Source organism: Labilibaculum sp. DW002 (assembly GCF_029029525.1).
In the GTDB taxonomy this organism is placed as follows: Bacteria; Bacteroidota; Bacteroidia; order Bacteroidales; family Marinifilaceae; genus Paralabilibaculum; species Paralabilibaculum antarcticum.
On the sequence record NZ_JAKJSC010000001.1, the window covers coordinates 2,668,873 to 2,682,271 of the forward strand.

Annotated in this window: 8 protein-coding genes; 3 read left to right on the plus strand and 5 right to left on the minus strand. The window is 30.1% G+C overall.

Going from position 1 to position 13,399, the window contains the following annotated elements:
- Positions 1 to 348 precede the first annotated feature (348 nt).
- On the plus strand, positions 349 to 3,246 hold the full coding sequence (locus L3049_RS10615) for a DUF3696 domain-containing protein (RefSeq protein WP_275109783.1): 2,898 nt from the start codon (positions 349 to 351) through the stop codon (positions 3,244 to 3,246).
- A 356-nt stretch (positions 3,247 to 3,602) separates the two neighbouring features.
- On the opposite strand, the gene dnaB is transcribed toward L3049_RS10615, so the two are convergent.
- The gene (gene dnaB / locus L3049_RS10620) at positions 3,603 to 5,081 is read right to left on the minus strand and encodes a replicative DNA helicase (protein WP_275109784.1); all 1,479 of its coding nucleotides are present in this window, start codon (positions 5,079 to 5,081) and stop codon (positions 3,603 to 3,605) included.
- A 765-nt stretch (positions 5,082 to 5,846) separates the two neighbouring features.
- Between dnaB and L3049_RS10625 the strand changes: the two genes are divergently transcribed.
- Both L3049_RS10625 and L3049_RS10630 read left to right on the plus strand, forming a co-directional pair.
- Positions 5,847 to 9,179 (plus strand): AAA domain-containing protein, encoded by a 3,333-nt coding sequence (locus tag L3049_RS10625; protein WP_275109785.1) that lies wholly within the window; start codon positions 5,847 to 5,849, stop codon positions 9,177 to 9,179.
- Positions 9,166 to 10,104, plus strand: a complete 939-nt coding sequence (locus tag L3049_RS10630; protein ID WP_275109786.1) for a hypothetical protein — start codon at positions 9,166 to 9,168, stop codon at positions 10,102 to 10,104. The genes L3049_RS10625 and L3049_RS10630 overlap by 14 nt, the downstream gene beginning before the upstream one ends.
- A 103-nt stretch (positions 10,105 to 10,207) precedes the next feature.
- Here the strand turns inward: L3049_RS10630 and L3049_RS10635 are convergent, their stop codons facing one another.
- The 4 genes from L3049_RS10635 to L3049_RS10650 are packed head-to-tail and all read right to left on the minus strand — an operon-like array spanning position 10,208 to position 13,362.
- On the minus strand, positions 10,208 to 11,170 hold the full coding sequence (locus tag L3049_RS10635) for an HNH endonuclease (protein ID WP_275109787.1): 963 nt from the start codon (positions 11,168 to 11,170) through the stop codon (positions 10,208 to 10,210).
- A 42-nt stretch (positions 11,171 to 11,212) separates the two neighbouring features.
- Positions 11,213 to 11,848: a hypothetical protein gene (locus L3049_RS10640; protein ID WP_275109788.1), complete on the minus strand. Its 636-nt coding sequence runs from the start codon at positions 11,846 to 11,848 to the stop codon at positions 11,213 to 11,215.
- A gap of 14 nt (positions 11,849 to 11,862) precedes the next feature.
- Positions 11,863 to 12,606, minus strand: coding sequence for a hypothetical protein (locus L3049_RS10645; protein WP_275109789.1), 744 nt, complete (start codon positions 12,604 to 12,606; stop codon positions 11,863 to 11,865).
- Between the two features lie 9 nt (positions 12,607 to 12,615).
- Positions 12,616 to 13,362, minus strand: coding sequence for a hypothetical protein (locus tag L3049_RS10650; protein WP_275109790.1), 747 nt, complete (start codon positions 13,360 to 13,362; stop codon positions 12,616 to 12,618).
- Between the last annotated feature and the right edge of the window lie 37 nt (positions 13,363 to 13,399).

Here is a 13,399-nt window from a genome sequence, read left to right on the forward strand (position 1 = left end):
GCGTCTAGCAACGTGTCATAAGTAATGCGGGGAAAGTGCTATTTTTAAATGAAATATCAATTAATAAACGGTAGCGTATTTTGACAGTTTATCACTTCGCCCCCCCGCACTACTCATACACGAAACGTTATGGGGCATTAAGGTAAGGTAAAGAGACATAGTTTACACTTTTAAGAATTGTAATTTGTATAAAAAACAAATTGCTATGCCTTGGAAAGAAAAATCAATAAGGCCAAGTCAAAATATAGTGTAAAGTCTAATGTTTAACTTTTGTAAACTATGTGCCTCAACGAACATTCAAACAAAACACCCAGCATAAACTATTAAACGAAAAAACAATCTACAATAATGCCAAATATAGAAGGAATAGGTTTACAAAATTTTAGGACTTTTAATAAAAAAGAAGAACTTGAATTTGCGCCAATTACATTAATTACAGGTACTAATAATGCAGGGAAAAGCTCTATTTTCAGAGCGATACAATTCTTGATTCATAATTTTAAAGATGGAATAGTTTCAGAAAACTTAGATTTTAAGACTATGCAACATGAACTTGGAAATCTTGAACGCGTAGTTAATCGAGTTACAATGGAGACTTTCAAAGATTCAAAACTTCCCAAAAGTCAACATATGTATTCAAGACTTGCTGATTTTCATAAAAATAATGGGAAGGACTCCTGTGAACTACCTGTTTTTAAAGAGGATGAAGATTTAGTATTTACTTTTCCAATTCTATTTGGAGGCAGACGAGAGATAAGTGCAGCTATAGAAGTTAGATATGAGCTAAAGCGTTTTATACATAAGAAAGAAGATAGAGAAGAAGTAACAGTTTCACACGATATTAAAAATATTGCCATTGTAAGGAATGGAGAATATCTTCATTGGTCAAATATAATAGGATATAGAGAGAATTATGATGAAGCTCCTGAGTGGGAAATGGTAACAAATATTGATTTAAAAAAAATTATTCAACTTATAATAGATACACCAATTGTAGAAATAAACGAAAAATTAGAACCTAATGAAAAAACGGAAGATTTTTTTACTATTGACCTATATAGTAGAATTAAAAAGTATAACCACACTTACTTTGATTTTCCATTCTTTAAAAATACAAATGATGACTATGAAGCTTTTACAGAAAAATTCATCAAAGGAAAAAGTTTATTCTCTGATTATTCAGGATTAACCAAAGAAGAGAAGTCGAAACTACTAGCTATTGAAGAAAAAATCACGACTGAACTTCTCAAAGGAAAAGATAATAGCCAGTATAAAATCTTGGAATGTTTCAAAAATAGTTTTTCTAATATTCTGGATGGTATGGAAAGAGACATTGTAAGTGCTGAGCTTAAAAAAGAAGAACCAGAAGAAGAACAAAATAGCAAATCACAGAGCTTGCGTGAACTGTATAATTCTCAAATGTTTCAAACAACCCCTAATAGTGAACTTTTTACAAACCTATTGAACGCGATAGAAAAAGATTTTATTGATACTGTTCAGAAGAAAATTGATTGTTTAAAAAAGGTTTATTTTCTACCAACAACAAGAGGTAGAAACAGAGAATGGTTTATTGATGAACAGAATAGTGAAGACATTCAAATTGTAAGAGATTTCTCTGCTATATATTTAGAACATCATCCACAAATCAAAAGTTTTGTGAATTTTTGGATTGGAAAAGGAGAAATTGATGAATTGGATGAAAATGGAAAAAATAAACAGAAAGGCTTCAAAATTGGGAAAGAACTTTCAGTATTTAGAGACGAGGCGATAGGGTTAACTAAAATATTTTTAGTCAATTTTGATGATACAAAAACGCCTTTAGTCGATTTAGGATATGGTGTTTCCCAATTGCTGCCAATCATTATGAAGGTAGCTATTATTGCCCAAAAGCATCAAAGCATACATGAATATGCATGGAATGATCAAGACGGATTTTATGAAAAACAAACAATATATTTCAATCCTTCAACTTTGTTAATTGAAGAACCAGAAGCTAACCTACATCCATCTTTACAATCAAAAATGGCGGAATTATTTATTGATGCGGCTTCTAGGTTTAATATACAATTTATTATAGAAACACATAGCGAGTATCTAATTTATAAATTTCAAGAATATGTAGGTCAAAAAATAGTTTCTACCAGTGACATTAGAATGTATTACTTTAATCACCCTAATGATGTAAGAGAAGGATTGAAAGATAAGTACATCAATCATGTTCAGATTGATAACGATGGCAGCATTGATTATAACAAGTATTTTGGAAAAGGCTTTTTTGATGAGCAAACTAATTTGAAATTAAGCTTGTTGAATATTCAGAGAAACCGTTTTATTGAAGATTATAATTCAATAAATGAAAAACTTAAAGAGTCTCATGAAAAACTTGTAGACTATGATGCTAAAATAGAAAAACTCAATCAGGAGCTGTTAACTACAACTTCGGGGAAGAATGATTTAGAAGAACAGCTTAATAAAATAGAAAGAGAGAAAGAGGAAAAAGAATTAGAACTTCAAAAACTTATAAAAGAACAAGAAGAAAAAATTGATGAGTATGTTGCTAAAAATGACTATTCAAAGTATAAAACAGAAGTTGAAGCGATTATTGATAAAACTAAAATTAGTAATTCAAAAACACTCCAATATTTATCAACAGGTAAGTTTCTACTAAAGAATTTAGATGATAGTGCTGATTTTGCGCCTGTTATTATTCAATATGGTCGAGCAGTTGAATTTGAGTTAAGAAAATGGTTGGATGATTTTAAAAGTAGTATCATTTCTACTGATATACCTAGCTTGTGTAACGATACAAACTATAAAGATAAATTTAGACAAGTATTTTCTGATTTGGGACTTATTCTTGTCGATAATGAAATTAATTATGAAATAAACACAGGTGAAAAAATAGACTTGTTTAATCTAAGAAACTATATACAAAGTAATCCTAAGTGGACATTTGGAAAATCTACCCAAATTTTTGAATTATTTTACTATGTCTCACCAACAAAAAATTCTACTTATAATTATAACTCTGTGGCTTTAATCGTAAAATTTTCAAATTATTTGAAGAGTATTTGGACAGATTATCATACGGCAGAAGGATTATTTGATACTTTTCGAAATATATTAGATTTGAGAAATTGTGCTGGACATACTTATAATAGTAGTGTTTGTGCCAGTGATATTATTGATAAGAATACAGCAGAGATTTACGTTGCTAAGGTTGAAGCTATATTTAAATGTTTATAGTGAGTTTTATGGAAATATTTCAGCAAAAGAAGAGCAGCGCCCAACACGCGGTCATAAAACATTGCGCGGATAGTGCTATATTTGAACGAAATAACTTTTAATCAACGGCGTAGTGGACTGATAGGTTTGTGCTTCGAAATGTGCAATGTTCCATACCGCAAACCGTTAGCATTAATTTAAATACAAAATGACCTTCATATTAGCAGACAAATTAAAAAAGATTTTTAGCGTCACAGGACACTTCTATGCCAATAGTATCTCCAAATAAAATTTCTTCATGAACTTTAGAATCACTTATTCCTAGGAGGAATACATCTAAATTATACATAGCATTCAAAATTCTTAACATCTAGATATTAAAATGGAGGAGTATCGTCAAAATTACTATCGTAATCTTTAGGCGGATGATTCATACTAGAGGAAAATGTTTTCACATCCTCCAAACTCTCCCTACCAAAAGAATATGAAATTTCACCTTCTAAATCCGTAAATCGTGCTAATTGATTTCGATAACGTAATTGGATTTCTCCACAAGCACCATTACTATGTTTTGCAATAAAAACATCTGCTATACCTATTAATGAATTTCCCTCAGCATCTTCAGTTATACCATAGCGATCCGGACGGTTAAGTAACAATATTAAATCTGCATAAACATCAAGTGAATATGCCGAATCTAAATCTACAAGCATAGGACTTTTTGCTTCACCAGTTCGTTGCTCCACCCCTCTTTCAAGAGACGATGTTATCACGATAGGAATATTCAATTTCATAGCAAGCCTTTTTAAATCCTTAGATATTTCAACTAGCTTATCTTTTTGATTCCCATAATATGTTCCTCTTGATCTTATCAATTCAATACCATCTATAACAATACACTCTATGTTTAATTTGGCTTTTTTTCTGAAGCAATCGATTTCTAAAGTTTTGATATCTATATCAGCAATATCATCTATATAAATTGGTGCTTTTTTCAATTCTTCAACTCTACTACTAAGTATCTCCTCTTCGAAACTTTCAAGATTACCACTTCTTAATTTTTCTGAACCCAATTCTGATTCACTGCTCAATATGCGTTTTACAAGTTTATCATCTTTCATTCCTAAAGAGAATACGGCAACCGGAATTTTATGATCGACTGCCATATTTCTGACCATGGTTAAAACAAAAGCCGTTTTTCCCATTGAAGGACGCCCTCCAATAACGATAAGCTCAGAATTTTGAAACCCTGATGTAACTCTATCGAGAGCAATAAAGTCAGACGGAACACCGCAAATTCCATCGTCGCGTTTTCCTGCTTCCGATATTTGATCTAAAGTCTGATCAATCAATTGATGAAACTGAGGTGATTCCTTTTTAATATTATCTTCGATTAAATTAGAAATATCCCCTTGCACCTTACTCAATAAATCCAATACATCTAAACTGTCATCATAAGCCATAGTTTGAGCTTCAGCTGACATTCTAATAAGTTCACGCTGAATAAATTTCTGAACAACTATTCTAGCATGAAATTCGATATGAACAGCACTAGCAACACGAGAAGTTAATTGTGAGACATAATAAGGTCCTCCAACACTTTCTAGATCACCCTGTCTCTTAAGCTCTTCTGTTACAGTAAGAATATCAATCTGTTCATCTCTAGAGCTCAATTCTAATATAGATTTATACAATTTCTGATGAGCCTGTTTATAAAATGACTCTGGCTTCAATATACTTTTCACTTTAATAATAGAATTCGAATCTATCATTATTGCCCCTAATATTGCCTCTTCTATTTCTATTGCTTGAGGAGGTAAATACTCAGAAATTGGCGACTTAATCATATTGTTCATATATTTTAGAATTACCTGTTATTATTTAATTGGTGTAATTAAACCATCTAAGCTAAATGAGTCATTAACTAACAATACCCATTCATGAAAATTTAATCCTGAAGTAAATGTATAATTCTTCAGAACAAAAAGAAAGTAATTTTAATAATATTTTGTAAAGTAACAATATATTGTTACTTTGACTATCAGACCATTGCAGCGTAATTATGAAAACTTAAATACCTATATAATAACGAATAAAACTCCTATCCCACAAAAATTACAATCTTCCTGTATAAATCATCTGCAATCGCCAAGCAAACGACCATAACACACTAGCTAAATGACAAATACACAACAATAAGCCTATCTGCAAACGAGTCGGCAATCGTTTTTATAATTAAGACTAAAAATTAACAACCACACAGCCAAGATATTTGTTTATCATCTTACTAGCATAATAAATTTAAACAACTCTATTATTTGATCACGCCGACAATACCATGGAATCTGGTAAGTATTCCAAGAAATAAATACAATTCACGATTGCATTGAAATAAAAATTATAACAAAAAAATAGATATAACTGACTTATAATATACTATTTACGATCACTGAGTCATTTTTCAAATATAAAGTATATTCAAAATAGATTAAACTTGACAACTGTGACAAAGTCATCTTTACTTCATTTTCGCTACCTTGCAGAGTTCTAATTTAGATAAACAATAAAATTTATATACACCCAATAGGAATCAATAGATAGCACCGAATAGAAACAATTAAATGAAGAATATTAATAACTACGAAATAATAGATGAGATAAAATCATTCGGTCAAAACATTACACTTTGGCTTGCCGAAAATAATTCAGGAACAGAATTTGAAATTTTAACGATTAAATCTAATACTGAATTTGAAAAAAAAATAGAGCGAGTAATAAAAAATGAAATTAACTCAATAATTGACGAACAGTTTGAAGGGATTCAAAAAATAATTGAAACAGGTTATTCAAAAGAAAACAAAGTCTACTTTATTGTCTATGAAAATTCACAAGAAGATTATGAACAAATAGAAGATTTTAATAAACAGAATTTATTGTGTTTTATTGAAACGCTCAAATTACTTAAAAAGCAAAACAGGTTTGGATTTTTCATCACACCTCAAACTGTATTGATTAATTCGAAAAATAAGATCCTGATAAAATTTATTGGCCTTTTTGAAATATTCAAATCATTCAATCAACTAGAAAACAAATATTTATCATCTGAAATAAAAGAAGGGAAAAACCCAAAATTACAAGATGATATTTATGCTGTAGGTAAACTCTATTTTGATTATTTATCATCAAAACAATTAATAGATAAAATTCTATCAGAAAATAGAAAAAAAAATTACAAGAAATATTCAGAGTTCATAACTGATATTGAAAATATATCTGAACCGATAAAAGAAATAACTTATAGAAATTCAATAAAAGTCGAGACACAACAGCAATTTGAGAATGATTTTGAGCCAATTCTCAAAGAAATGAATGCTTTATGTTATTGGACAATTGAACCCGAAAAATCAAAAAATGAAAATATTACAGGACGGTTTACAACTAAAAACTATTCCGGTAGATATTTCTTAGATGACGATAATTATATTTTTATCCCTTACTCAAAAAACTTAAATGGAGAAAATGATTACATAAGAAGAAATGGAAAAATAGCAGATTTCAATTTCGTTGATTATTCTGTCAATTTTAATTGTGTAACTTATTTTGAAACAGAGTTTGAACAAAAAAACAAACTCGCTTTACTGAACATAAAAAAACAAAGCTTAATTACTAAGTGGCAAGTTCTTCCTGAAAAGGAAAAAGAATTTATCGAAGAAAAAGCTTTTAAAGCAAGATTTTTAGAGCGAGAAGAAAGCAAATCAAACAACCAGAACATTCGTTTTAAATTAAAAGAAGAATTTAAGGATTGGGCCAATATAAAAGAGTTGAAAACTCAAAAAACTAAATTATTTATTGACGACAATATTATAGGTGAAATTTTAGATTTTAACCCCAAGGACAATTCTATAATTATCAAAGATAGCAAGCTATCAATAAATGAAATCCCTGAAATTGGTGAAATTATTCAAGATGTAAGGCAAGAAACAAGCCAGTTTAAAAAACAAGTAGAAGCCTGTAAGCAATTTGAAGCAAGAGATATTGTAAATCCTGCTATTACAGGAATACTTGCTACACCTGAAAAAACACCAACTTTTAATAGAGTAGATTTAGACTATGAAAACTTTGAGAATCTAATTGTCAATGATTATTTAAAAAATGATGAAAGTCAAAAAGAAGCTGTATTAGAAGCATTATACAAAAAACCAGTCTATTTAATACAAGGACCTCCTGGAACAGGTAAAACAACAGTAATTGTTGAGTTAGTTCAACAACTAATTAATAACAATTCAGACTGCAAAATATTAATTACATCTCAATCAAATTTAGCGGTCGATAATGTATTAGAACGTTTATCAGAAGATATTTTGTTTATGCGTCTTGCAAGTGAACAGGTGGTTGAAAGAGATAATATTAATTCTAAAATCAAGCCTCACTTATTTAGCAATAAACTAAAAAATTGGGTTGAGCAAACCAAAGAAAGTTCAGAAAAATACTTTAAAACAAAGTTTGGAGATAAAACTAAAAACAAAACTCTGATCACTTTTTATAATTTCTATAATAATTTGCCAAAAAGGAATGAAAAGGAGTTGTTAACTAAGTTTTTTGACAGGCTTAACATGAGTCATAATTATTTAAAAAGACTATTTGAAAATGCTAAATCAAAAAAAGAAATTGATAATATTTTTGAGAAAGAATTAGGGAGTAATTATAAAAAATTAATCCAGTTGCAGAAAGACTGGTTTGCATTTATATCAAATTCGTCAAGTGCTGATGGTGAACGAAAAAAGTCAATGTTAAATAATGGCAGTAGCGAAATTGATTTATTGACAGCTTATGCAATGTCTATAAATGTAATTGGAGCCACCTGTATTCATATAGCAAGTTCAGCATATCGTACAATTGACTTTAAATTTGATTTTGTTATAATGGATGAAGCCAGTAAGGCATCGCCAGCAGAAACTCTTGTACCAATAAATATGGCTCGAAACATTATACTTATTGGAGACCATAAACAGTTACCTCCTGTAATAACAAGGGACAATGCAGTAAAACAGAAAATCAAGGATAGACTTGAAGATAACGGATTGGATTTTGACAAAGAATTTGGTGAGAGTTTATTTGAAAGGTTAATTACCTCTTTTGAAAGCAACTATAATTTATCGAGCTATGTCAAAATGCTTGACATTCAATACAGAATGCCAAGACAAGTTGGCAATTTGATTTCAAAGAACTTTTATGAAAACAAACTCAAAAATCCTGACGTCAGACTAGAAAGTTTGAAAAATTACGATAAGGAGAAATTTCACAGTTTAAAATTAACCAAGCCAAATGTAAGTATAATGGATAATTATACTGAGCAAGAAGAAATTGTACCAAATTCAATTCTATTTATTAGTACATCAAATAGAGATGATCCATATGATAATGACAATAAATTCGATCGGAAAAATCTTTGTAACATTAAAGTAATAAAAGAGATATTAGATAAAATAGATCAGTCATATCCAAATAATTCAGAAAATGAAAAACCTCTTAACATTGGGGTTATTGCCGGCTACAGAGGTCAAGTTGAATTATTAAAAGAAAGAATTCGGATTTCTGATTACAAGAATTTTAATATAAAACAAGAAAACAAAACAATACCGTTAATAGAAATCAATACTGTCGATAAATTTCAAGGAGCGGAGAGGGATATTCTAATATATGATATTGTAAGAAGTAGTAAAGGAAAAAGTAACATTGGTTTTTTAGATGACTATCGTAGAATTAATGTTGCTTTATCAAGAGTAAAGCGCTTATTAATAATTGTTGGCGATAGCAACTACATAATTAAGCGAGCGACATTAAATCAATATTCAAAGTTTGGTGACTTTAAGTTGCAAAACATTGTGAAGGATTTAAGAGAACAAGGTTTGATTTACAACTCAATAAACGAGGCAATAGATGGTAAAGAATAATAAACATCAAAACATATACAATAGTTTTAAAAACCACAAGAAGACTGAAGGATACGAACTAAAGGGTATCTATGAAATCTTTTATCCTTTTTGGCAATGCAAACAAAGTATAGTGGTAGAAAAAGATGCTGAACTCGATAAGCTTAGTAAAATACTTTTAGAATTAATAAAAGCGGGTATAAATTCGCATTCTGAAATATGTAGTTTTCTTGGAATAAATGAAGATGATTTTGTAACGATGCAGTTTCACTACCTCATAAAAAATGAATTAATAACTGAAAATAATAGTAGTTATAAAATAGAGCTTAAAGGTTTAGAATTCTTAAAAAAGAAAAGAAAAATTCAGAATACTGAAACTGTTGAATTTGAGTATTTTTATGATGACTTATCAATGGAATTACTTGATATTATAGACTACAAATACTTATACAATGACCTATCAAAAGAATATTTTAATCCAGATACCCCTATTGACAAAAACATTTCAAAAAACAAGAAAAAACATTTCTCTGGTTATCAGGTAATTCAAACAAATAAGTTAAAAAAGAACAATAATAAATCATTACCTAAAAACCATTTACAATATAAAAACAGACCAATTCTTAGTAAAATTAAGCAATCTGATTTTGCAGAATTTTTTAATAGACAAAAGAAAAATATGACTTTTTACGACTATGATAACACAACCATTAAAACATACGAAAGGTCTATTCAGTTCTTACTATTGGAATTTATAAACGATGAAAATCAAATTGACATAGAACTAAGGCAATTTAAGAGTAGTGTGAGAGAATTTAACGGATATGTATTGGAAGACAAATTATCAAAAGAAACGAATAAGTATATTAAAAAAAATGAAGATTTTATAAAGGAATTAAGAAGTTCATTTGACAATCGAGTAAATAACTTTAAGGTCAATTCCTAGCGGATATCCTGTCGCACTAATATACGTACTATTCTCACATAAAATAATTAATAAAGTTAGGGATATACTTTTGTAAATATCTTAAGTGTTGATCTGTAACTTCCTAAAAATCAAACCTTTTCCTATGCTCCTTAATCCTTTCCAATGAAGGATAAAAACTCTCATTTCCAGGGAGAAATATTGACCGATTTTGATAATCAACCAAGCCATTACTCGGAGAGTAATCTCGAACATTCTTGTGAATTAGAATAGTGTAATCATCAGATATGGCAAGCATACCTCTATCAAAGGCTCTGTGGATTGTTGGTGACATTGCAATACCATTAGTGATGGTATCATCATGGGTTTCTGCAAATGGGATGATATGACAAGCATCGACCATGGACATTGTAGCAAAGAAATCTATTTTTAAACCTGTTACGGCGCATTGCTGGTCGTAAACTTGCTTTACAGCCTTGCGAAAGGTCGTACTTCGCATAACCAATTCCTCTTCCACTTCTGCTTTTGGTTTCTCTGTAATTATTCTTTTTACTTTCCTTGCATAGTTGAAGGCTGGGTCGAAAAGAATTTCATTTCGTATGCCCTCCGTCAAAAGCTCTGGTTTTAATAAATCACTTTCTATATAATTTGGAAAATACGTAGACAAAATGGTTTGACGCATAATTTCACGCTGTACTGGATCTAATACTTTCACATAAAACTCTTCTGACAATTTAGCTGCAGCAACACAGTCGACCAAAGCTCTGTAACTTTTGATTGAACTACTTTTGGTCAATGATAGTTTCTTTCCTGGAAAAGTAATGAGCTCCCAAAACTTCCCTTTCTCATTTTTCAAATGAAAAAATGGTAGGGAGAAATTGGGTGTATGACCTGTAAACACCAACTGATCCCATATATTACGAAAATGAACGAGTAACTCACCTGTTGGTTCGATCCAGTTGTTAACGATCTCCCCTTTCTCGAATGCCTCGATAACGGCCAACAATAGAATTGGCTTGTGCGGTGCGGGGCCGTATTTGGTAGTTCCCCGTTTTAGGGATGATATCTGATTGTTTATTTGGGACATATTATGAGAATACCAAACTCTTTACTTGTAAGTTAGCTTTAATTAATATTTGTAATAATTAAATTCAAGCTTCCTATCTTTAATTAAAAAACTTGCAGAAACATTATAGCCCTCATGAAACAGAATTGAAGAATTAGGAATATCACTTAAGTCAGGTTCGTAAAACTTATAAGTTACACTATCAGTCTTAATCCAATATCCTGTTATATTGCTTTCTTGTAAATCATTTATAATTTGGTAATAAAATATTGTATCCGATTTTAGCCATTCCATTTCATTTGAACCATGGAATTTATGTTGAAGATTGAAATGATTTGATGCTTTTATTTGATCCACAATATCTTTTGTTCCAGTTTCTGAAAAGACTAAAATTACTTTAGCATTATAATCAGATCCATTGTAATTAATATTATTCTGATTCGTTTCGTAAAAAAGAGGTAAATCAATTCCAATCGCATCTTCAATTTTATTAACCGAGAAACTACCAGGCTGATAAAGTATTGCTGATAAAACAATTGCAGCAACGAAACACAATGTAAATGGAGATAAAATAAGAGAACAATACGCAACAATTTTTAACTTGCGCTGAATCTTATTATTCTTAGCTATCAAATAGATATAAATTGGAGGAAATATTATCCAAACAATAAGTAAAAGTATAATTCTTAAAATTCGCATTATTTGTCTTTTCACTATAACTCAATACTCATTTCAATTACATCACTGCTTGAACAAGAAGTATGGTGGAAATATTTATCTGGGATATTTGAACCTGAAGTAAATTTACTAGCCCCTTCAATCGAAAACCTAACAATTGTATTACCTATAATGGATGTATCTTTTTCTATTAATACAATTCCTGCGTTTCGCATATTTAAGGTATTAGGGATAGGATGCCATATTAGTTTCCATTTAACATCTTCATATTTGAACACATAATAGGACCTACAAGCTCCAAAACCACTTGGCAAAACGCCTAAATTATCTTTTCCATCTCCGCTTAGATCACCTTCATTTTTCAACATACTAGTACTACAATAATCGAAGTGTAACGACTCAATACTAGGATCAGAACAATTTATAACAATAGCAAGTTCATTATCCAAATCTCTAACTGTATCACAATATAATTTCTCCTGAGTCCCATCACCATTAAAATCACCTACAATTGTATCTAATTCTGGATAACCTTTTATCTTATTAATATATTGAAAAGGATTATTAACATTATATTTTACACACCTTATTAAATCTCCATTCTTCGAAATCACATCCAAACTGTCAATAACATCTTCGTAACAGGATGGAAATGTGGGTATATCAGCCATTACGTGCAAAGAATCCGATTCAACTCGATTATTACTCACCCTCACACGCGAATGACAAGAACAAACTATACATACAATAATTCCAACTAACAATATATTTTTTATCATACCCATCTCTTATTCTTCTATTAAATATTTATAATCATCATGCAAGGCTGCTTTAAAATCGATCAATGGAATACAAAAATTATTTTGTGAGACATGACCCGCGGGTGTCTGCTTAGTCATTAAACAAAGCATATCATCCTTAATAACGAGATCCAACTCACTAATATTTGAAGACGCATCTGGGTAATCAATAGAAAGATCCTTCCTATTGTTAAATTCTTTATTAAAAAAATTTCTTATTGATGAATTAATAAATGCTATCGAAATTAAATTTCCTTTAAGAGTTCCTTGTATGGATTTGACTAATTTACTTTTCTTTAAGTCTATGAAATAATAATCTTCGTTAGACGACCAATTATTACCGCCCCAAAGACCTTCCGAATGTATATTTAAACTCAGAATTAAAAAATTCTTCTTAAAGAACATCACATTATAACTAAAAAAAACGTTACCGTTGTAAGTTCCAATCATGTCATGTACCTTATTTTGAAATTCAGACACCCCACTTTTCACCTTAGATTCAATGAGATAATTTAAATAGCCTTGAAATGACTTATTTGTCAATCCACTAATCTGAGGGTAAGTAGATTCATTAATAGTAAAACCTACTTCCTCATATACCTTTTTGGGTAATACCTTTCCAGAAACACAAACTCCGTAATTGTTATATTTGTACAAAGGTTCACTGGAATATGCTTTTACATTAATGGGGATTAGAGTGAAAACTCCAAGGATAAAAATCACTACTTTTCTCATGAAATTATATATTAACATCTAAAATAGAGAATGGTAA

What these genes read in the sequence shown, in the direction of transcription:
- L3049_RS10635 (WP_275109787.1), bottom strand. Translation starts at nt 11,170, where the DNA reads ATGTCCCAAATAAACAATCAGATATCATCCCTAAAACGGGGAACTACC.
- L3049_RS10625 (WP_275109785.1), top strand. Translation starts at nt 5,847, where the DNA reads ATGAAGAATATTAATAACTACGAAATAATAGATGAGATAAAATCATTC.
- L3049_RS10630 (WP_275109786.1), top strand. Translation starts at nt 9,166, where the DNA reads ATGGTAAAGAATAATAAACATCAAAACATATACAATAGTTTTAAAAAC.
- L3049_RS10650 (WP_275109790.1), bottom strand. Translation starts at nt 13,362, where the DNA reads ATGAGAAAAGTAGTGATTTTTATCCTTGGAGTTTTCACTCTAATCCCC.
- L3049_RS10615 (WP_275109783.1), top strand. Translation starts at nt 349, where the DNA reads ATGCCAAATATAGAAGGAATAGGTTTACAAAATTTTAGGACTTTTAAT.
- L3049_RS10640 (WP_275109788.1), bottom strand. Translation starts at nt 11,848, where the DNA reads ATGCGAATTTTAAGAATTATACTTTTACTTATTGTTTGGATAATATTT.
- dnaB (WP_275109784.1), bottom strand. Translation starts at nt 5,081, where the DNA reads ATGAACAATATGATTAAGTCGCCAATTTCTGAGTATTTACCTCCTCAA.
- L3049_RS10645 (WP_275109789.1), bottom strand. Translation starts at nt 12,606, where the DNA reads ATGATAAAAAATATATTGTTAGTTGGAATTATTGTATGTATAGTTTGT.